The sequence below is a fragment of the Enterobacter sp. BNK-29 genome, from assembly GCF_048684785.1.
Classification (GTDB): Bacteria; Pseudomonadota; Gammaproteobacteria; order Enterobacterales; family Enterobacteriaceae; genus Enterobacter; species Enterobacter cloacae_M.
In genome coordinates, this window is sequence record NZ_JBLQTU010000001.1 from 1,903,696 (window position 1) to 1,924,466 (window position 20,771).

Below are 20,771 nucleotides of genomic sequence, written 5' to 3' on the forward strand. Positions count from 1 at the left end.
CTTAACCGGCCGACACGCAGCTCAGCCCTTAGCCCGCGAGGAAGAAGCGGAACGCCGGGTTATGGGTTTCGTCGTGGCATTCATAGCCCAGCTCGTTCAGCCGCGTTTCGAAATCCGGCTCGTGCTCGCCCAGTTCGAACGCCGCCAGCACGCGGCCGTAGTCGGTGCCGTGGCTGCGGTAGTGGAACAGGGAAATGTTCCAGTGCGTTCCCAGCGTGTGCAGGAACTTGAGCAGCGCGCCCGGCGATTCCGGAAACTCGAAGCTGAACAGACGTTCCCTGAGCGGCTTTGATGGACGCCCGCCGACCATGTAGCGCACGTGCAGCTTCGCCATCTCATCGTCAGAAAGATCGACCACGCTGTAGCCGCCCTCATGCAGCAGGTTGAGGATCTCTTTGCGCTCCTCCACGCCGCGGCTCAGACGCACGCCGACAAAAATGCAGGCGTCTTTGGCATCGGCAAAACGGTAGTTGAACTCCGTCACCGAACGGCCGCCCAGCAGCTGGCAGAACTTCAGGAAGCTGCCTTTCTCTTCCGGAATCGTCACCGCCAGCAGCGCTTCCCGCTGTTCACCCAGCTCGCAGCGCTCGGAAACGTAGCGCAGACCGTGGAAGTTCACGTTCGCACCAGACAGCACGTGCGCCAGACGCTCGCCGCGAATGTTGTGCTGCGCGATGTATTTTTTCATCCCCGCCAGCGCCAGCGCGCCGGAAGGTTCAGCCACCGCGCGCACATCCTCGAACAGATCCTTCATCGCCGCGCAGATAGCATCGCTATCAACCGTGACGATATCGTCGAGATACTCCTGGCACAGGCGGAAGGTTTCATCCCCAATGCGCTTCACCGCAACGCCCTCGGCAAACAGCCCGACGCGCGGCAGGTCCACAGGATGCCCCGCATCCAGCGCCGCCTTCAGGCAGGCAGAGTCTTCCGCTTCAACGGCGATGACTTTGATCTGCGGCATCAGCTGTTTGATCAGCACCGCGACGCCTGCGGCTAAGCCACCGCCGCCAACCGGAACGAAGACGCGGTCGAGATGGGCATCCTGCTGCAGCAGTTCCAGCGCCAGCGTGCCCTGCCCGGCAATCACCATCGGGTGGTCGAACGGCGGTACCCAGGTGAAACCCTGCTGCTGCGCCAGCTCGATCGCTTTGGCTTTGGCTTCGTCAAAGTTGGCGCCGTGAAGCAGCACTTCGCCGCCGAAACCGCGCACCGCGTCGACTTTGATATCTGCGGTCGCAACCGGCATCACGATCAGCGCCTTCAGCCCCAGACGAGCAGACGAGAACGCTACGCCCTGGGCGTGGTTGCCCGCAGACGCGGTAATCACGCCGCGCGCTTTCTGCTCATCGGTCAGCCCGGCCATCATCGCGTAGGCGCCGCGTAGCTTGAAGCTGTGCACCGGCTGACGGTCTTCGCGCTTCACCAGAATGACGTTGTCGAGGCGCGAAGAGAGTTTTTCCATTTTCTGCAGGGGCGTAACCTGCACGGCTTCATAGACCGGCGCGCGCAGCACCGCTCTCAGGTATTCCGCCCCCTCAGGGGCGGCGGATAAGGGTTGTGACTCGGCCATCATTAGCCTCCAAGTTTAGATTTATCGCGCACCGCGCCTTTATCTGCACTGGTGGCAAGGCTCGCGTAGGCGCGCAGGGCGAAGGAGACTTCACGCTGGCGGTCTTTCGGCGTCCAGGCTTTGTCGCCGCGGGCTTCCTGCGCTTCACGACGGGCCGCAATTTCCTGGTCGCTCAGCTTCAGCTGAATGCCGCGATTCGGAATGTCGATTTCGATCAGGTCACCGTCTTCGATGATGGCGATGTTGCCGCCGCTTGCCGCTTCCGGCGAAACGTGGCCGATAGAGAGGCCGGAGGTGCCGCCGGAGAAACGCCCGTCGGTGATCAGCGCACACGCTTTACCGAGTCCCATGGATTTCAGGAAGGTGGTTGGGTAGAGCATCTCCTGCATGCCGGGACCGCCTTTCGGCCCTTCGTAGCGAATAACAACCACGTCGCCTTCCACCACTTTGCCGCCGAGAATCGCGTCTACCGCTTCATCCTGGCTTTCGTACACCTTCGCCGGACCGGTGAATTTCAGGATGCTGTCGTCCACGCCTGCGGTTTTCACGATGCAGCCGTTTTCCGCGAAGTTACCGTACAGCACGGCCAGACCGCCGTCTTTGCTGTAGGCATGTTCCAGCGAGCGGATGCAGCCTTCGGCGCGGTCATCGTCCAGCGTATCCCAGCGACAATCCTGCGAGAATGCCTGGGTGGTGCGAATACCCGCTGGACCGGCGCGGAACATTTTTTTCACCGCGTCGTCTTTGGTCAGCATGACGTCGTACTGGTCCAGCGACTCAGGCAGCGTCAGGCCAAGCACGTTTTTCACGTCACGGTTCAGCAGCCCGGCGCGATCCAGCTCGCCCAAAATACCGATTACGCCACCGGCACGGTGTACGTCCTCCATATGGTACTTCTGGGTGCTCGGCGCGACTTTACACAGCTGCGGGACTTTGCGGGACAGCTTGTCGATGTCGCTCATGGTGAAGTCGATTTCGGCTTCCTGCGCGGCGGCCAGCAGGTGCAGAACGGTGTTGGTGGAGCCGCCCATGGCGATATCCAGCGTCATCGCGTTTTCGAACGCAGCTTTGCTGGCAATGTTGCGCGGCAGCGCGCTGGCGTCGTCCTGCTCGTAGTAGCGTTTGGTCAGCTCAACGATGCGCTTACCGGCGTTGAGGAACAGCTGCTTACGGTCGGCGTGGGTCGCCAGCAGCGAGCCGTTACCCGGCTGAGAAAGACCCAGCGCTTCGGTCAGGCAGTTCATGGAGTTGGCGGTGAACATACCGGAACAGGAGCCGCAGGTCGGACACGCGGAGCGTTCCACCTGGTCGCTCTGCTCGTCAGAGACTTTCGGGTCCGCGCCCTGGATCATCGCATCGACCAGGTCGAGCTTGATGATTTTGTCGGAGAGCTTGGTTTTCCCCGCTTCCATCGGGCCGCCGGAGACGAAGATCACCGGAATGTTCAGGCGCAGGGAGGCCATCAGCATCCCCGGGGTGATTTTGTCGCAGTTGGAGATGCAGACCATCGCATCGGCGCAGTGGGCGTTCACCATATATTCTACGGAGTCGGCGATCAGCTCGCGCGACGGCAGTGAATAGAGCATGCCCCCGTGCCCCATCGCGATACCGTCATCCACCGCAATGGTGTTGAACTCTTTCGCCACGCCGCCGGAGGCTTCGATTTGCTCGGCAACCAGCTTACCGAGATCGCGCAGGTGCACGTGGCCCGGTACAAACTGGGTGAAGGAGTTCACCACGGCGATAATCGGCTTGCCGAAATCGGCGTCGGTCATTCCGGTGGCGCGCCACAGCGCGCGGGCTCCCGCCATATTACGGCCGTGGGTGGTGGTGGCTGAACGATACTTAGGCATGCTTTATTGACTCCCGTCTGACTATTTAATGGGACGGTGCGTGCCGTCCCAAATTTATGCTTAGTGATTAACCTGATCCAACCAGCCGTATTTATCTTCTGTTTCGCCGGTGAAGAGGCCAAAGAACGCTTGCTGAATACGTTTGGTGACCGGACCGCAGCGGCCTTCGCCCACCTGGATACCGTCCACGCTGCGTACCGGCGTGATTTCAGCCGCGGTACCGGACATAAACACTTCATCTGCCAGATACAGGGATTCGCGGGACAGTACCTGCTCGCGTACTTCGATACCCAGATCTTTCGCCAGCTTGATGATGGCATCACGGGTGATGCCCGGCAGCGCGGACGAGGTGAACGGCGGCGTGAACAAAATGCCGTCTTTCACTTCAAACAGGTTTTCACCCGCACCTTCAGAGATGTAGCCATTTACGTCCAGGGCGATACCTTCCTGATACCCGTGGCGGCGCGCTTCGCTACCGACCAGCAGGGAAGAAAGGTAGTTTCCGCCCGCTTTCGCGGCGGTCGGGATAGTGTTTGGCGCAACGCGATTCCAGGAAGAGACCATTGCGTCGATCCCCTGCTCCAGGGCTTCTGCACCCAGGTAAGCACCCCATGGGAACGCGGCAATGATCACATCGGTGTTGTACCCGGCAGGCGGGTTTACGCCCATGCCGACGTCGCCCACGAAGACCAGCGGACGAATATAGGCGCTGGTCAGGTTGTTTTTACGGATCACGTCGCGACAGGCTTCCATCAGCTCGTCGACGCTTTGAGAAACCGGGAAACGATAAATTTTGGCTGAGTCATGCAGACGCTGCATGTGTTCGCGATGGCGGAACACCACTGGCCCTTTGTGAGAATCGTAGCAGCGGATGCCTTCAAATACGGAGGTACCGTAGTGCAGCGCGTGGGACATCACGTGGACCTTCGCGTCCTCCCAGCGAACCATCTCACCGTTGAACCAAATGTAATCAGCTTTTTTTGTCGTCATTTTTTCGTCCTGTCACGCTTAAGCGCGGATTTGTTGTGATGTGGTTGTGCTCTGGCAGATGGCAACATGGGCAACGTCTACCAGCTTTGATAACTGACTAAACAGTAAGTCGACCGACCGCGGGCTGGCAACGGTTAATTCGATACTGATATTCCGGGCGTCAGTGGCCGTCTCCATATTCATAGAGCAAATCTGAAAACCACGATGACGCACCACACGCAAAACGCGTTCTAAGGTTTCCGGGTTGAAGCGAGCCTGTACGGCGACCTGATGCTGCATCATGATAATTTCTCCATCATTTGTGAGTTACTGGCACCAGGCGGTACCAACGGCCAGACGTTCTCGAGTTCGTCGATTGAGACATGAAGCAGGTAAGGCCCATCGCTGTTCAGCATGGTGTCGAGCGCCGCTTCAACCTGATCTTTACGGGTGATGTGCTGACCAGGGATGCCGAAGGCGCTGGCCAGGGTGAGGAAATCGGGGTTATCGGTGAGAGTCGTTTCGCTGTAGCGCTCCTGGAAGAACAGCTGTTGCCACTGGCGAACCATCCCTAAACGCTGGTTGTCGAGCAACACGATCTTCAGCGGCAACTGCTTGCGCTTAACGGTGCCGAGCTCCTGAACGTTCATCATGAAGGAGCCGTCACCGGAGATACAGATAACGGTATCGTTCGGGCGGGCTACCTGAGCGCCAACGGCTGCCGGCAGACCGAAGCCCATGGTACCCAAGCCGCTGGAGGTGATGAAGTTTTCCGGGCGGGTGTAGGTCATGTGCTGCGCGGACCACATCTGGTGCTGGCCTACGTCGGTTGTGACGACGCTGTCAGCAGGTTTACGGTCGGACAACTGCTTCAACAGCAGCGGCGCGTAGATAGCCTCGCCGGGATGGTCGTAACGCCAGGCGTGCTCGGTGCGCATGTCTGCGGTGTGCTGACGCCATGCGTTGATATCCAGCGGCTGCTGCAATGCCGGTAACACCGCGTTGAGATCGCCCTGCAAGGCGACATGCGCCTGACGCAGCTTGTTCATCTCCGCCGGGTCGATATCCATATGGATGACTTTGGCGTTCGGCGCAAAGGTATTCAGCTTGCCGGTGACGCGGTCGTCAAAACGGGCACCTACGGCGATGAGCAGATCGCACTCCTGCACCGCCAGGTTTGCCGCTTTGGTGCCGTGCATCCCCAGCATGCCCAGATAGTAGGGGTAATCCGCGTCGACAGCACCGAGACCTTTCAGCGTGCAGGTCGCTGGCATCTGCGTTGTTGCGATAAATTCGCGCAGGGCAGGAACGGCCTGTGCCATGCCTACGCCACCGCCGACGTACAGCATCGGCTGTTTCGCCTGCGCCAGCATCTGACGGGCCTCTTCAACTTCCGCTTCCGGAAACGCATCGTCGCTTTCAACGGTAGAGAAGTGCGGTTCCAGATCGCCGAGTGCTACCTGGATATCTTTCGGGATATCGACCAGAACCGGACCAGGACGGCCGGAGCTTGCCACTTCGAATGCTTCAGCCATTACGCGCGGCAGCTCTTCCAGAGACTGGACGAGGAAGCTGTGTTTGGTGCAGGCCAGCGATAAACCGAGGACGTCGACTTCCTGAAAAGCATCGGTACCAATGAACGGAGACGCCACCTGCCCGGTGATGGCGACAACGGGAACGGAATCCAGCAGCGCGTCAGCCAGGCCGGTGATCAGGTTCGTTGCGCCCGGGCCTGAAGTCGCCATACACACGCCAGTTTTACCTGTCGCGCGGGCATAACCGATGGCTGCCATCGCTGCGCCCTGCTCGTGTCGGCACAAGAGATGTTCCACGCCGCCGTCATACAGTGCATCGTAAATCGGCATAATTGCGCCACCCGGATAACCGAATACGGTTTCGACTCCCTGCGCGCGCAACGCATGTACTACCCACTGTGCCCCATTCATAGTTAGTTCCCCGTCATAAATCGGGAGAAACAGAATTTTGTGCTAGTCGTCATTCTCTGCTCCTCATTTACGTTTTTTAGTCATAAAAAAACCCCCGGACCTTTCGGTGCGGGGGTCTTAGTTCGTTAAGGCTTGATTTCTAAGCCTTTCCTCGTCCAAGTGCAGCCCCGCACGGTGGGATAATAATCACCACCACGCTAATCACGACCAGGCTAATCACTCGTAGAAGGGCTGTCATTTTCAGTTCTTTTTGCATCTTGTTCGAAGGAATACCTAAAGAGTTATCACAGTTTTTAAATCAAACACAAGATTTATTTATGACGGATTTGATTAGGCAGCGAATCATATTTCTTAAAACCGTTGTTTTATATACGGAAATTAGAAAATGAATATTTTTCATTTTTTTCACTGCGGTTCTTACCATCAAAACGGGGCTTTTTACATTCTGCGAGGAGGTTTCCACGGTTATGCAAGGGTTTCAGTGTGCGCCTAAAATCTCTGAACGGGCGGCGTAAATTCGCAAAATGACGCTAAACAGACAAAACTGGCGCTGGCATAGTCACACCAGGAGGTAGTGCAAATGTCACTGTCAGTTGTTTATACGCGTGCGGCTCTCGGGGTAAAGGCACCGCTTATTTCCGTCGAGGTTCATTTGAGCAATGGGCTACCCGGACTCACTCTTGTCGGGTTACCTGAAACGACGGTTAAAGAGGCCAGGGATCGCGTTCGCAGCGCAATAATAAATAGCGGTTATACCTTCCCCGCGAAGAAGATCACCATCAACCTTGCCCCCGCCGATCTGCCTAAAGAGGGGGGACGATACGATTTACCTATCGCAATTGCCCTTCTCGCGGCTTCTGAGCAGCTTAATACGACACGGCTAGGCTCGTATGAGTTCGTTGGCGAACTCGCGCTTACAGGCGCGTTAAGAGGCGTTCCCGGTGCGATATCGGGAGCGCTGGAAGCCATACGAGCGGGACGGCAAATCATTGTCGCCAATGAAAACGCATCAGAAGTGAGTCTTATCGCCGAGAAGGGGTGTCTCATCGCAGGGCATTTACAGGAAGTTTGTGCCTGGCTGGAAGGGCGTCATGAACTGTCCGAGCCGGAGGAGTGTGATGATGCTATAGCGGATGCACCAGATGATCTCAGCGAGATTATGGGACAGGAGCAAGGGAAACGGGCGCTGGAGATTACGGCTGCAGGTGGACACAATCTTCTGTTAATTGGCCCGCCGGGTACGGGTAAAACCATGCTGGCAAGCAGGTTGAGTGGGTTACTTCCACCGCTCAATAATCATGAAGCGCTGGAAAGTGCCGCCATATATAGCCTTATCAGTTCGACGTCGTTGCAAAAACAGTGGCGCCGCCGTCCTTTTCGTTCGCCGCATCATAGCGCTTCACTGACGGCAATGGTCGGCGGCGGGTCTATCCCTGGGCCGGGTGAGATCTCGCTGGCACACAATGGCATTCTGTTTCTCGATGAGCTGCCTGAGTTTGAGCGCCGCGTGCTGGATGCACTGAGGGAGCCCATTGAATCCGGTGAGATACATATCTCACGCGCACGAGCGAAAATAAGCTATCCCGCGCAGTTTCAGTTAATCGCGGCGATGAATCCCAGCCCGACGGGTCACTACCAGGGAAACCATAACCGCTGTACGCCAGAGCAGACGTTGCGTTATCTGGGTAAGTTATCCGGCCCGTTCCTCGACCGTTTCGATTTATCCCTCGAAATCCCCCTCCCCCCGCCGGGTCTCCTCAGGCAAACGGGCATAACGGGTGAAAGCTCAGCGGAGGTACGCGAACGGGTGGTTGCAGCCCAGACGCGGCAGTACGCTCGTCAGAACAGGCTGAATGCGCGGCTGGATAATGCCGGGATCCGGCAGTTTTGTTCTCTTAACGTTGAAGATGCGGGCTGGCTCGAGGAAACGTTAACGCGGTTCGGGCTGTCCATACGTGCGTGGCAGCGTTTGCTGAAGGTGGCCAGAACTATTGCTGACGTGGAGGGATGCACTGACATTGAGAGAAAGCATTTGCAGGAGGCGCTGAGCTACCGCGCTATCGATCGTTTGCTGCTGCATTTGCAGAAATTGCTGGCATAAAAAAAGGGGCCGTAGCCCCTTCTTTTCATTTTAGTCATCAGACTCGGTGTAGTCTTCTGCACCTTCCATCTGCGGCTTGCCGCCAGACAGCGTATGGAAGCGTTTTGGACGCTTAATGCGCGCCATGTATTTGATCCATACACGTTCCGCTTCGGACTCCGGCTCACGCTCACCACGGCAAACAGAAACAAACTGTTTTTCGTCTTCGGTTGCAGGTTCACGCTTACCCAGATCCAGCTCGTTAAAGGCATAACCATGGCGCTCAAGCAGTTGAGCTTCTTTGATGGTGAAATCGCCGTGACGAGAGAACCCGCGCGGATAATGTTTATTGTCGAAAAAACGATTAGTCGTCGTAAAGCTTTCCGCCATCCTACACGCTCCTAATTCTTTGGCCGAGCTATTTATGGCGCGGAGTATTAGTTACGCTTGACAGAGTGTAAAACAAAACATTTAAATCATAACGACAAATAATTTTGCGGAGAAAGATGTGGATACGGAATTGCTTAAAACTTTCCTTGAAGTGAGCAGAACACGCCACTTTGGGCGAGCAGCTGAAGCCCTTTACCTGACGCAGTCAGCAGTCAGTTTTCGTATTCGACAGCTGGAAAATCAACTGGGTGTGAATCTTTTCACCCGCCATCGCAACAATATTCGCTTAACGCCTGCCGGTGAGAAACTGCTGCCGTACGCAGAAACGCTCATGAATACCTGGCAGGCGGCACGTAAAGAGGTGGCACATACTTCGAGGCATAATGAGTTCTCGATAGGGGCCAGCGCTTCTCTGTGGGAATGCATGCTAAGTCAGTGGCTTACCCGGCTGTATCATTCACACGGCCACCTGCAATTTGAAGCCAGAATTGCGCAACGGCAGTCGCTGGTTAAGCAACTTCATGAACGTCAGCTTGATCTTCTGATCACAACCGAAGCCCCCAAGATGGACGAATTTAGCAGCCAGATTGTGGGCCAGTTTGGCCTGGCGCTTTATGCGTCTGAACCTTCGATGATGAAGGCAGACCTGACCTATTTACGCCTGGAATGGGGGCCGGATTTTCAGCAGCACGAGACGGGACTGATTGCACCTGATGATGTTCCGCAGTTAACGACCAGCTCGGCAGAGATCGCCTGTCAGCAGCTGCCCCTGCTGAAAGGTTGTACCTGGTTACCTGTTCGCTGGGCAGACACTAAAGCAGGGCTGCACACCGTGATGGATTCCACCACGCTTACCAGGCCGCTGTATGCAATTTGGCTGCAAAACAGTGATAAGCAATCACAGATAAAAGATCTATTAAAAATCAATGTAATGGATTGATGCATCAGCCAGCAGGGATGCTGGCTGAAAATTAAGAAGAGAGTTTTCTGCAATGTTTTAGGCAAAAAAAAATCCTTTGCCGAAGCAAAGGATTCTATATGGCAGGGGCGGAGAGACTCGAACTCGCGACACCCGGTTTTGGAGACCGGTGCTCTACCAACTGAGCTACGCCCCTAAAGTTTTTTGCCATTAAGCCTGCCAACAAGGCAGGCTTAATGTCTTAATAAGTGGCGGAACGGACGGGACTCGAACCCGCGACCCCCTGCGTGACAGGCAGGTATTCTAACCGACTGAACTACCGCTCCACCGAAGACTGCTGTAACCACCGGATTTATGCACCGGTTTACTACTTAATTTGATGCCTGGCAGTTCCCTACTCTCACATGGGGAGACCCCACACTACCATCGGCGCTACGGCGTTTCACTTCTGAGTTCGGCATGGGGTCAGGTGGGACCACCGCGCTAAAGCCGCCAGGCAAATTCTGTTAATCTGTATCAGGCTGAAACTTGATTGTCTGTCTCTTCGCCGAAACAGCTTCGGCGTTGTAAGGTTAAGCCTCACGGTTCATTAGTATCGGTTAGCTCAACGCATCGCTGCGCTTACACACCCGACCTATCAACGTCGTAGTCTTCAACGTTCCTTCAGGACCCTTAAAGGGTCAGGGAGAACTCATCTCGGGGCAAGTTTCGTGCTTAGATGCTTTCAGCACTTATCTCTTCCGCATTTAGCTACCGGGCAGTGCCATTGGCATGACAACCCGAACACCAGTGATGCGTCCACTCCGGTCCTCTCGTACTAGGAGCAGCCCCCCTCAATTCTCCAGCGCCCACGGCAGATAGGGACCGAACTGTCTCACGACGTTCTAAACCCAGCTCGCGTACCACTTTAAATGGCGAACAGCCATACCCTTGGGACCTACTTCAGCCCCAGGATGTGATGAGCCGACATCGAGGTGCCAAACACCGCCGTCGATATGAACTCTTGGGCGGTATCAGCCTGTTATCCCCGGAGTACCTTTTATCCGTTGAGCGATGGCCCTTCCATTCAGAACCACCGGATCACTATGACCTGCTTTCGCACCTGCTCGAGCCGTCACTCTCGCAGTCAAGCTAGCTTATGCCATTGCACTAACCTCCTGATGTCCGACCAGGATTAGCTAACCTTCGTGCTCCTCCGTTACTCTTTGGGAGGAGACCGCCCCAGTCAAACTACCCACCAGACACTGTCCGCAACCCGGATCACGGGTCTACGTTAGAACACCAGCCATTAAAGGGTGGTATTTCAAGGGCGGCTCCACGCAGACTGGCGTCCACGCTTCAAAGCCTCCCACCTATCCTACACATCAAGGACCAGTGTTCAGTGTCAAGCTATAGTAAAGGTTCACGGGGTCTTTCCGTCTTGCCGCGGGTACACTGCATCTTCACAGCGAGTTCAATTTCACTGAGTCTCGGGTGGAGACAGCCTGGCCATCATTACGCCATTCGTGCAGGTCGGAACTTACCCGACAAGGAATTTCGCTACCTTAGGACCGTTATAGTTACGGCCGCCGTTTACCGGGGCTTCGATCAAGAGCTTCGCGTTACCGCTAACCCCATCAATTAACCTTCCGGCACCGGGCAGGCGTCACACCGTATACGTCCACTTTCGTGTTTGCACAGTGCTGTGTTTTTAATAAACAGTTGCAGCCAGCTGGTATCTTCGACTGATTTCAGCTCCACCCGCAGGGGCTTCACCTACATATCAGCGTGCCTTCTCCCGAAGTTACGGCACCATTTTGCCTAGTTCCTTCACCCGAGTTCTCTCAAGCGCCTTGGTATTCTCTACCTGACCACCTGTGTCGGTTTGGGGTACGATTTGATGTTACCTGATGCTTAGAGGCTTTTCCTGGAAGCAGGGCATTTGTTACTTCAGCACCGTAGTGCCTCGTCATCACACCTCAGCGTTAATAAACGACCGGATTTACCTAATCGTTCCGCCTACATGCTTAAACCGGGACAACCGTCGCCCGGCTAACATAGCCTTCTCCGTCCCCCCTTCGCAGTAACACCAAGTACAGGAATATTAACCTGTTTCCCATCGACTACGCCTTTCGGCCTCGCCTTAGGGGTCGACTCACCCTGCCCCGATTAACGTTGGACAGGAACCCTTGGTCTTCCGGCGAGCGGGCTTTTCACCCGCTTTATCGTTACTTATGTCAGCATTCGCACTTCTGATACCTCCAGCATGCCTCACAGCACACCTTCAACGGCTTACAGAACGCTCCCCTACCCAACAACACCTAAGTGTCGCTGCCGCAGCTTCGGTGCATGGTTTAGCCCCGTTACATCTTCCGCGCAGGCCGACTCGACCAGTGAGCTATTACGCTTTCTTTAAATGATGGCTGCTTCTAAGCCAACATCCTGGCTGTCTGTGCCTTCCCACATCGTTTCCCACTTAACCATGACTTTGGGACCTTAGCTGGCGGTCTGGGTTGTTTCCCTCTTCACGACGGACGTTAGCACCCGCCGTGTGTCTCCCGTGATAACATTCTTCGGTATTCGTAGTTTGCATCGGGTTGGTAAGCCGGGATGGCCCCCTAGCCGAAACAGTGCTCTACCCCCGAAGATGAGTTCACGAGGCGCTACCTAAATAGCTTTCGGGGAGAACCAGCTATCTCCCGGTTTGATTGGCCTTTCACCCCCAGCCACAAGTCATCCGCTAATTTTTCAACATTAGTCGGTTCGGTCCTCCAGTTAGTGTTACCCAACCTTCAACCTGCCCATGGCTAGATCACCGGGTTTCGGGTCTATACCCTGCAACTTAACGCCCAGTTAAGACTCGGTTTCCCTTCGGCTCCCCTATACGGTTAACCTTGCTACAGAATATAAGTCGCTGACCCATTATACAAAAGGTACGCAGTCACACCACGAAGGTGCTCCCACTGCTTGTACGTACACGGTTTCAGGTTCTTTTTCACTCCCCTCGCCGGGGTTCTTTTCGCCTTTCCCTCACGGTACTGGTTCACTATCGGTCAGTCAGGAGTATTTAGCCTTGGAGGATGGTCCCCCCATATTCAGACAGGATACCACGTGTCCCGCCCTACTCTTCGAGTTCACAACCTGTGTGCTTTCGTGTACGGGACTGTCACCCTGTACCGTGCGACTTTCCAGACGCTTCCACTAACACACAAGCTGATTCAGACTCTGGGCTGCTCCCCGTTCGCTCGCCGCTACTGGGGGAATCTCGGTTGATTTCTTTTCCTCGGGGTACTTAGATGTTTCAGTTCCCCCGGTTCGCCTCGTTAACCTATGTATTCAGTTAACGATAGTGTGACGAATCACACTGGGTTTCCCCATTCGGACATCGCCGGGTCAAAGGTTCATATCACCTCGCCGGCGCTTTTCGCAGATTAGCACGTCCTTCATCGCCTCTGACTGCCAGGGCATCCACCGTGTACGCTTAGTCGCTTAACCTCACAACCCGAAGATGTTTCTTTCGATTCATCATCGACTTGCGAAAATTTGAGAGACTCGAACACACCAATTAAGATGTGTCGTTTCAATTTTCAGCTTGATCCAGATTTTTAAAGAGCAAAACTTCGCAGTGCACCTTTTCAGGTTCACTCTGAAGTTTTTTTGGGTTCGCAGTAAAAGATGGTGGAGCTATGCGGGATCGAACCGCAGACCTCCTGCGTGCAAAGCAGGCGCTCTCCCAGCTGAGCTATAGCCCCATCGTTTATAATCTCTGTACCGCTCATCCTTTAAAAGGAGTTTGGTAGGCCTGAGTGGACTTGAACCACCGACCTCACCCTTATCAGGGGTGCGCTCTAACCACCTGAGCTACAAGCCTGCAGAGATTTTTACTGCTGTTTTTCATCAGACAATCTGTGTGAGCACTGCAAAGGCAGGTTCTTTAAGGTAAGGAGGTGATCCAACCGCAGGTTCCCCTACGGTTACCTTGTTACGACTTCACCCCAGTCATGAATCACAAAGTGGTAAGCGCCCTCCCGAAGGTTAAGCTACCTACTTCTTTTGCAACCCACTCCCATGGTGTGACGGGCGGTGTGTACAAGGCCCGGGAACGTATTCACCGTAGCATTCTGATCTACGATTACTAGCGATTCCGACTTCATGGAGTCGAGTTGCAGACTCCAATCCGGACTACGACGCACTTTATGAGGTCCGCTTGCTCTCGCGAGGTCGCTTCTCTTTGTATGCGCCATTGTAGCACGTGTGTAGCCCTACTCGTAAGGGCCATGATGACTTGACGTCATCCCCACCTTCCTCCAGTTTATCACTGGCAGTCTCCTTTGAGTTCCCGGCCGGACCGCTGGCAACAAAGGATAAGGGTTGCGCTCGTTGCGGGACTTAACCCAACATTTCACAACACGAGCTGACGACAGCCATGCAGCACCTGTCTCAGAGTTCCCGAAGGCACCAATCCATCTCTGGAAAGTTCTCTGGATGTCAAGAGTAGGTAAGGTTCTTCGCGTTGCATCGAATTAAACCACATGCTCCACCGCTTGTGCGGGCCCCCGTCAATTCATTTGAGTTTTAACCTTGCGGCCGTACTCCCCAGGCGGTCGACTTAACGCGTTAGCTCCGGAAGCCACGCCTCAAGGGCACAACCTCCAAGTCGACATCGTTTACGGCGTGGACTACCAGGGTATCTAATCCTGTTTGCTCCCCACGCTTTCGCACCTGAGCGTCAGTCTTTGTCCAGGGGGCCGCCTTCGCCACCGGTATTCCTCCAGATCTCTACGCATTTCACCGCTACACCTGGAATTCTACCCCCCTCTACAAGACTCTAGCCTGCCAGTTTCGAATGCAGTTCCCAGGTTGAGCCCGGGGATTTCACATCCGACTTGACAGACCGCCTGCGTGCGCTTTACGCCCAGTAATTCCGATTAACGCTTGCACCCTCCGTATTACCGCGGCTGCTGGCACGGAGTTAGCCGGTGCTTCTTCTGCGGGTAACGTCAATTGCTGAGGTTATTAACCTCAGCACCTTCCTCCCCGCTGAAAGTACTTTACAACCCGAAGGCCTTCTTCATACACGCGGCATGGCTGCATCAGGCTTGCGCCCATTGTGCAATATTCCCCACTGCTGCCTCCCGTAGGAGTCTGGACCGTGTCTCAGTTCCAGTGTGGCTGGTCATCCTCTCAGACCAGCTAGGGATCGTCGCCTAGGTGAGCCGTTACCCCACCTACTAGCTAATCCCATCTGGGCACATCTGATGGCAAGAGGCCCGAAGGTCCCCCTCTTTGGTCTTGCGACGTTATGCGGTATTAGCTACCGTTTCCAGTAGTTATCCCCCTCCATCAGGCAGTTTCCCAGACATTACTCACCCGTCCGCCGCTCGTCACCCAGGAGCAAGCTCCCTGTGCTACCGCTCGACTTGCATGTGTTAGGCCTGCCGCCAGCGTTCAATCTGAGCCATGATCAAACTCTTCAATTTAAGTTTGATGCTCGTGAATTAAACTTCGTAATGAATTACGTATGTTCACTCAGAGACTTGGTATTCATTTATTGTCCGAAGACATTAAGAATCCATGTCACTTTGAGTGCCCACACAGATTGTCTGATAAATTGTTAAAGAGCAGTTGCAACGCGGCGTTAAGCTCACCGTTGCGAGGTCCCGTATATTACGTTTTCCTCATTCAGAGTCAAGCGATTATTTTTGCTTTTCTCTGCCGGCGTTCATCTCTGAACCCCACTAACCCGGCGGCCTGTAAGCCGTTGTTCCGTGTCAGTGGAGGCGCATTATAGGGAGTTCTCAGACGTTGACAACCCCTCTTTTAAAAAAAACTATCAACCGTCTCTTTTTTGCTCAAAACCGTGCTACAGCGCCAGTTTTTCGAGCGTTTCAAAGCCATAACGGCGTAAAACGGGTAAAAGTTGCTCAGTCTCTTTCGTGATGGCCATACAAAACGCGATATTCGCATCGGTAGATTTCGCATCCGGCGCTTCATGCTCCAGCAGCCAGGCCGTACGACGAGCGATAGCCGCGCCGGAATCCACCAGGCGCGTCCCCTCCGGCAACACCTCTAATAGCTCTTCCTGTAATAGCGGGAAGTGGGTGCAGCCCAGCACAACGGTATCCGGAGGTTCGGGCATCCGCAGCCACGGACGAAGAATACGACGCAGCTCGTCGAGTGATACCGCTTTTCCATGCAGCTTCGCTTCAGCCATCTCCACCAGCTCAGCCGAACCCAGCATCGCAATCTGGCATTCGTTGGCAAAACGGTCGATCAGCTCGCGGGTATAAGGACGCTTTACCGTGCCTCGCGTTGCCAGCAAACCCACAATGCCGTTCGCCGTCAGGCGCGCGGCAGGCTTTATCGCAGGAACAACGCCCACAACCGGGAACTGGAATTTTTCACGCAGGGCGGGAAGAGAAACGGTGCTCGCCGTATTACAGGCGATGACGGCCAGCGCAAGGTGATAGCGCTTTTGTACCGTGGTGACAATTTCAACCACACGCTCAACAATAAAATCTTCGCTCTTTTCCCCATACGGGAAAGCGACGTTATCGAAGGCGTAGATGTAATGGAGATCCGGCAGGAGATGCCGAATCTCATCATAGACCGAAAGCCCACCGACGCCGGAATCAAACACCAGCACGGTGGGACGCGGATTAGAAGGTGTAGCTGCCAGACAAGGTATATTCCCGTCCTGCAGTTTGGTAGCCATAAACTGTCTCGTAATCTTTATCGAACAGGTTGGCTATTTTACCACGAACTGTGAGATGTGAGGTGACAGGATACGAAACTGCGACATCCCACAGGCTGACACCGCCCATTTTTACTTTCTCAGACGGATAAGCACCAAAGTCAGTGTCGTAACGCGTACCGAGATAGTGATAAGTCAGGCTCCAGTCGAAATCATAGATCTGCGTGTCGAGCTGATATTTCACCTGCTGCTTAGCACGACGGTCCAGAAGTTCGTTGGTTGCGGCATTGCGGGCATCCACATAATCGTAGCCAACAGTATGCGTCAACGGACCCGTATCAAACGATGCTGTCGCTTCCACACCTTTAATGCGCGCTTTACCGACGTTGTAATATTGCTGAAGGTTATTATCGAAGTCGATGAGATTATCGACGTCATTACGGTAGCCGGAGACGCGCCAGCTCACGCCGGCCGTCAGGCCTTCAAACGCACCTTCCCACTGCTTACTCTCTTCTGGATCAAGATGGTCATTGCCATAGAAACCATAGAGTTGACCCAGATTCGGAGCCTTATAGGCCGTACCATAAGAAGCAACGAAGCGGTAACCCTCCACGAACTCCCAGGCCGCACTACTTTGCCAGGTGCCATGACGACCGAACTGAGAGTTGTCATCGCTGCGAACCGCACCTTCCAGAGTGAAGTCACCAAACTGCTGCAGCCCGGTCAGGTAAACGCCGGTGTTACGCAGGTCGTAGCCGTTGGTCACGTAGTTTGTACCCGGCTCGGTGCTCTGCTTCTGCCAGTCAACGCCCGCGCCAATGTTTCCATGGCCAACATCAACGGAGTTCAGCCACTGGACGTTGTACTGTTTGATTTCATCCAGGGTGGCTGTCGAATCGTAGCGGCCCAGATTTGGGTCGTAGTTATAGTCCTTGCTGTGGCTATAGCTGGTGAGCAGCTGTGAATGGAAGATGTCATCGTTGAAGCGCAATCCTGCATCCCAGGTCTGACTATAGAGCTGGCGGGTATCGACCAGTACATCGGGGGTAAATGAGCTGTAGTAACCGTCGTAGGCAGTACGGTTGCTATAGCCAAAGCCGCGAACAAATCCGCTCCACTGCTCCGAGAATGCGTGATCCACTGCACCATAGAGCGTTTTATTCATAAAGCCGTCGCGATCGGTCTGGGCAAGGCCACCATTGTTGCCGTCCGCAACCACATCAAACCCTTTGGTATAGGTGTAATCACCCGCAAGCGTGACGCGCGTGCTGTCGCCCAATGTTTGCTGAGTACTGCCGCCATAATTCTGGTAACCATGCGACCCTACACCAGCATTCAGCGTGGTACCGTCCTTCGCGCGAGTGGTAATAATGTTTACGACTCCGCCGATCGCGTCCGAGCCGTATACCGCCGAACGCGGTCCACGAACATATTCGATACGCTGCACCAGGGAGATCGGGAACTGGCTGAGATCGGACGACCCCGTGACGCCCGCCTGGTTAAGGCGGATCCCATCAACAAGGATCAGGACGTGGCTGGAGTTGGTGCCACGTATAAAGAGAGAAGAGAGTTGCCCCATCCCGCCACTTTGCGCCGTATCCACGCCGGGCAGGCGACGCATAACATCCAGGACTGAGGTTGATTGCCAACGGTCAATATCGGCACGCGTAACCACTGAGGTTGCAGCCAGAATAGTTTTTTCAGGTTGTTCAAAACGATTTGCCGTCACCACCAACGAGTCGGCGCTATCCTGCGCCCAGCCCGAAAATGCCGTGACGGACAACGCCGTCAACAGCGATACTTTTTTAATCATTGTTAAAGCATCCACAATATAAGAAGGATGCCGCAGGCCTCATCGATAGCACGCGATGATGAAACCAAATGCGACGTAATCCCGGCAGGTCTTCGGGCTAGGTGGCTATATAAGGATGAAGACTTCCCATTTTCACAGTGTCTACAACGCTCATCCCGCCAGACTTTACCGCTGCGCGTCAGCTCCAGATTTACACTGGATTCCCTTTTCACTCTCAGGAGACCGGAAACAGAATGCTACAATTAGACACGTATGGATGTCCAGACAGCTATTGCCCATTAAATCTGGACATCCCCTGAACAATGCCTACAATCCCCGCGTAATTCTTTATCACTCAGGACGCATCATGACCCCAGAACACCTCCCGACAGAACAGTACGACGCGCAGCTGGCAGAGAAAGTCGTCCGCCTGCAAAGTATGATGACGCCTTTCAACGCGCCCGTTCCCGAGGTGTTCCGCTCTCCCGTCAGCCACTACCGCATGCGCGCCGAATTCCGCATCTGGCACGACGGCGACGACCTGTACCACATCATTTTCGATCAGCAGACGAAGTCCCGTATCCGCGTGGACAGCTTTCCGGCGGCGAGCGAGCTCATTAACCAGTTGATGACGTTGATAATGGACGGCGTGCGCAACAATCCGGTACTGCGTAACAAGCTGTTCCAGATTGACTACCTGACCACGCAAAGCAATCAGGCAATTGTCTCTCTGCTGTACCACAAAGCGCTTAACGACGAGTGGCGCGAGCAGGCAGAAGCGCTGCGCGATGCGCTGCGCGCGCAGAACATCAACGTTCACCTGATTGGCCGGGCGACCAAAACCAAAATCATGCTGGATCAGGACTACATCGACGAGCGCCTACCGGTGGCAGGTAAAGAGATGGTGTATCGTCAGGTAGAGAACAGCTTCACCCAGCCGAACGCTGCGATGAACGTGCAGATGCTGGAGTGGGCGCTGAAGGCGACGGAAGGGTCAACGGGCGATCTGCTTGAGCTCTACTGCGGTAACGGCAACTTCTCGCTGGCGCTGGCGCGTAACTTCGATCGCGTGCTGGCAACGGAAATCGCAAAGCCGTCGGTGGCTGCCGCGCAGTACAACATTGCCGCTAACCATATCGACAACGTGCAGATCGTTCGTATGGCCGCAGAAGAGTTCACGCAGGCCATGAACGGCGTACGCCAGTTTAACCGTCTGGAAGGGATCGATCTCAAGAGCTACCAGTGTGAGACGATTTTTGTCGACCCGCCGCGCAGTGGCCTGGACAGCGAAACCGAGAAGATGGTGCAGGCGTACCCGCGTATTTTGTACATCTCCTGTAACCCGGAGACGCTGTGCAAGAACCTCGAAACATTAGGCCAGACGCACAAGGTTGAACGTCTGGCGCTGTTCGATCAGTTCCCGTATACGCACCATATGGAGTGCGGCGTTTTACTTACCGCACGGTGATCTGTAGGCCGGATAAGCGTAGCGCCATCCGGCGTTTTTGGCAGGTGGCGCTTCGCTTACCTGCCCTACAAATAATTCATTACTCTGGTAACTGGCTCTTACGGCTACGCATGCGCGAGCCAATCCAGAACACCAGCGCCACAGACAGTACGGCAGGGAAGAAGTTAGAGCCGATATCCGGATACTCCGCGCGAACCACGGTGCTATACAGCAATACGCCCAGAATAAAGCAGGCAGCGGCCAGCCCCGGTAACCCCACCGGCATGGTGCGGTTCAGGTAACGTTGATGCAGGCAGTAAACCGTCAGCACCAGCGCAATAAGCGGGAAAATCGAAAATGGAACGATTGAGCTAAAAATAGCGGCAAACGTACCATTAATGGATAAGCCAGCGATCAATGCCAGCAACAGCGTCCCTTTATCCTGACCTGACTGTTTCATTACTCACCTTCACTCTTCGGTTTGATGTGCCAGTTTCTCTTGTTCACGGCGATACCAGTAGTACGCGCCTTTGGAGATCATCCTGAGCTGCAATACCAGCCGCTCTTCGAGCTGTTTGCGTTGTTCAATGCTGACATCCAGCGCTTCGGCACCCGCGCTGAAAACAATCGTCACCATCGCCTCGGCCTGTGCTTCAGTAAACGCACGCGGCATATGGTTTTCGAGTTCAAGATAGTCGGCAAGTTCCGCGATGAAGTGCTGAATTTCACGCGCGACGGCGGCACGAAACGCCGCCGATGTGCCCGAACGCTCGCGCAGAAGAAGACGAAACGCGTTGGGGTTATTGCCGATAAATTCCATAAAGGTCGATACGGAGGTGCGGATCACGCTGCCCCCTTTGGCGATACGCTGACGCGCCTGGCGCATCAGCTGGCGCAGCATCAGACCGCTCTCGTCGACCATGGTCAGGCCCAGTTCATCCACATCACGGAAATGACGATAGAAGGACGTTGGCGCAATCCCGGCCTCGCGTGCGACTTCGCGCAGGCTCAAACTGGCAAAACTCCGCTCAGCACTCAGTTGACTGAATGCGGCTTCCACCAGCGAACGCCGGGTTTTCTCTTTTTGTTGTGCTCTTACGCCCATCACGATAGTTGAATCCTTCCAAAG

At 54.9% G+C, this 20,771-nt stretch carries 15 protein-coding genes, 4 tRNA genes, 3 rRNA genes and 1 riboswitch; of the genes, 3 read left to right on the plus strand and 19 right to left on the minus strand.

Translation table 11 applies throughout. The annotated features are described in order from the left end of the window. Nucleotides 1-28: 28 nt before the first annotated feature. The 7 genes from ilvA to ilvL all read right to left on the minus strand — a co-directional run bounded on the left by ilvA (nt 29) and on the right by ilvL (nt 6,579). Entirely contained in the window at nt 29-1,573 is a 1,545-nt protein-coding gene (gene ilvA, locus ACMGGX_RS09110) for a threonine ammonia-lyase, biosynthetic (protein ID WP_024907958.1), read from the minus strand. A 2-nt stretch (nt 1,574-1,575) separates the two neighbouring features. Continuing rightward, entirely contained in the window at nt 1,576-3,426 is a 1,851-nt protein-coding gene (ilvD, locus tag ACMGGX_RS09115) for a dihydroxy-acid dehydratase (protein ID WP_047366694.1), read from the minus strand. A gap of 60 nt (nt 3,427-3,486) precedes the next feature. Continuing rightward, nucleotides 3,487-4,416: a branched-chain-amino-acid transaminase gene (gene ilvE, locus ACMGGX_RS09120; protein ID WP_023326297.1), complete on the minus strand. Its 930-nt coding sequence runs from the start codon at nt 4,414-4,416 to the stop codon at nt 3,487-3,489. A gap of 18 nt (nt 4,417-4,434) precedes the next feature. Continuing rightward, nucleotides 4,435-4,698 (minus strand): acetolactate synthase 2 small subunit, encoded by a 264-nt coding sequence (gene ilvM / locus ACMGGX_RS09125; protein WP_024907956.1) that lies wholly within the window; start codon nt 4,696-4,698, stop codon nt 4,435-4,437. Then, on the minus strand, nt 4,695-6,341 hold the full coding sequence (ilvG, locus tag ACMGGX_RS09130) for an acetolactate synthase 2 catalytic subunit (RefSeq protein ID WP_348562358.1): 1,647 nt from the start codon (nt 6,339-6,341) through the stop codon (nt 4,695-4,697). Before ilvG ends, ilvM begins: the two co-directional genes overlap by 4 nt. A 2-nt stretch (nt 6,342-6,343) precedes the next feature. Then, nucleotides 6,344-6,394, minus strand: a complete 51-nt coding sequence (ilvX, locus tag ACMGGX_RS09135) for a peptide IlvX (protein ID WP_166792073.1) — start codon at nt 6,392-6,394, stop codon at nt 6,344-6,346. A gap of 86 nt (nt 6,395-6,480) precedes the next feature. Continuing rightward, nucleotides 6,481-6,579: an ilv operon leader peptide gene (ilvL, locus tag ACMGGX_RS09140; protein WP_001311244.1), complete on the minus strand. Its 99-nt coding sequence runs from the start codon at nt 6,577-6,579 to the stop codon at nt 6,481-6,483. Nucleotides 6,580-6,921: 342 nt separating this feature from the next. Here ilvL and ACMGGX_RS09145 point away from each other — a divergent pair, with 342 nt between their 5' ends. Next, entirely contained in the window at nt 6,922-8,442 is a 1,521-nt protein-coding gene (locus tag ACMGGX_RS09145; protein WP_420298292.1) for a YifB family Mg chelatase-like AAA ATPase, read from the plus strand. 30 nt (nt 8,443-8,472) lie between these two features. Here the strand turns inward: ACMGGX_RS09145 and ACMGGX_RS09150 are convergent, their stop codons facing one another. After that, nucleotides 8,473-8,811 carry a DUF413 domain-containing protein gene (locus tag ACMGGX_RS09150; protein ID WP_023309658.1) on the minus strand — a complete coding sequence of 113 codons (339 nt, stop codon included), beginning with the start codon at nt 8,809-8,811 and terminating at the stop codon, nt 8,473-8,475. A 118-nt stretch (nt 8,812-8,929) separates the two neighbouring features. Here ACMGGX_RS09150 and hdfR point away from each other — a divergent pair, with 118 nt between their 5' ends. Next, nucleotides 8,930-9,751: an HTH-type transcriptional regulator HdfR gene (gene hdfR / locus ACMGGX_RS09155; protein ID WP_023309659.1), complete on the plus strand. Its 822-nt coding sequence runs from the start codon at nt 8,930-8,932 to the stop codon at nt 9,749-9,751. A 99-nt stretch (nt 9,752-9,850) separates the two neighbouring features. Here hdfR and ACMGGX_RS09160 read toward each other — a convergent pair. The 9 genes from ACMGGX_RS09160 to btuB all read right to left on the minus strand — a co-directional run bounded on the left by ACMGGX_RS09160 (nt 9,851) and on the right by btuB (nt 18,216). Further along, nucleotides 9,851-9,926 (minus strand) — tRNA-Trp (locus ACMGGX_RS09160). A 53-nt stretch (nt 9,927-9,979) separates the two neighbouring features. After that, nucleotides 9,980-10,056: transfer RNA gene (locus tag ACMGGX_RS09165), tRNA-Asp, on the minus strand. A gap of 55 nt (nt 10,057-10,111) precedes the next feature. Beyond that, a 5S ribosomal RNA gene (gene rrf, locus ACMGGX_RS09170) occupies nt 10,112-10,227 on the minus strand. A 71-nt stretch (nt 10,228-10,298) separates the two neighbouring features. Continuing rightward, nucleotides 10,299-13,204 (minus strand): 23S ribosomal RNA (locus ACMGGX_RS09175). 181 nt (nt 13,205-13,385) lie between these two features. Continuing rightward, a tRNA-Ala gene (locus ACMGGX_RS09180) sits at nt 13,386-13,461 on the minus strand. A 42-nt stretch (nt 13,462-13,503) separates the two neighbouring features. Continuing rightward, nucleotides 13,504-13,580 (minus strand) — tRNA-Ile (locus ACMGGX_RS09185). A 69-nt stretch (nt 13,581-13,649) separates the two neighbouring features. Beyond that, nucleotides 13,650-15,189 (minus strand): 16S ribosomal RNA (locus ACMGGX_RS09190). The 16S, 23S and 5S rRNA genes sit together here with 4 tRNA genes alongside, the layout of an rRNA operon. Nucleotides 15,190-15,572: 383 nt before the next feature. Continuing rightward, nucleotides 15,573-16,424: a glutamate racemase gene (gene murI, locus ACMGGX_RS09195; protein WP_420298293.1), complete on the minus strand. Its 852-nt coding sequence runs from the start codon at nt 16,422-16,424 to the stop codon at nt 15,573-15,575. Beyond that, nucleotides 16,369-18,216, minus strand: coding sequence for a TonB-dependent vitamin B12 receptor BtuB (gene btuB, locus ACMGGX_RS09200; protein WP_063439145.1), 1,848 nt, complete (start codon nt 18,214-18,216; stop codon nt 16,369-16,371). The genes murI and btuB overlap by 56 nt, the downstream gene beginning before the upstream one ends. Before the next feature lie 65 nt (nt 18,217-18,281). After that, nucleotides 18,282-18,458: riboswitch (cobalamin riboswitch) on the minus strand. A gap of 104 nt (nt 18,459-18,562) precedes the next feature. Here btuB and trmA point away from each other — a divergent pair. Further along, the gene (gene trmA, locus ACMGGX_RS09205) at nt 18,563-19,663 is read left to right on the plus strand and encodes a tRNA (uridine(54)-C5)-methyltransferase TrmA (RefSeq protein ID WP_047059188.1); all 1,101 of its coding nucleotides are present in this window, start codon (nt 18,563-18,565) and stop codon (nt 19,661-19,663) included. 79 nt (nt 19,664-19,742) lie between these two features. Here the strand turns inward: trmA and ACMGGX_RS09210 are convergent, their stop codons facing one another. Together ACMGGX_RS09210 and fabR are read right to left on the minus strand one after the other, a co-directional pair. After that, the gene (locus ACMGGX_RS09210) at nt 19,743-20,102 is read right to left on the minus strand and encodes a YijD family membrane protein (RefSeq protein WP_008501783.1); all 360 of its coding nucleotides are present in this window, start codon (nt 20,100-20,102) and stop codon (nt 19,743-19,745) included. 9 nt (nt 20,103-20,111) lie between these two features. Beyond that, nucleotides 20,112-20,750 carry an HTH-type transcriptional repressor FabR gene (gene fabR / locus ACMGGX_RS09215; RefSeq protein WP_008501784.1) on the minus strand — a complete coding sequence of 213 codons (639 nt, stop codon included), beginning with the start codon at nt 20,748-20,750 and terminating at the stop codon, nt 20,112-20,114. Nucleotides 20,751-20,771: the final 21 nt, after the last annotated feature.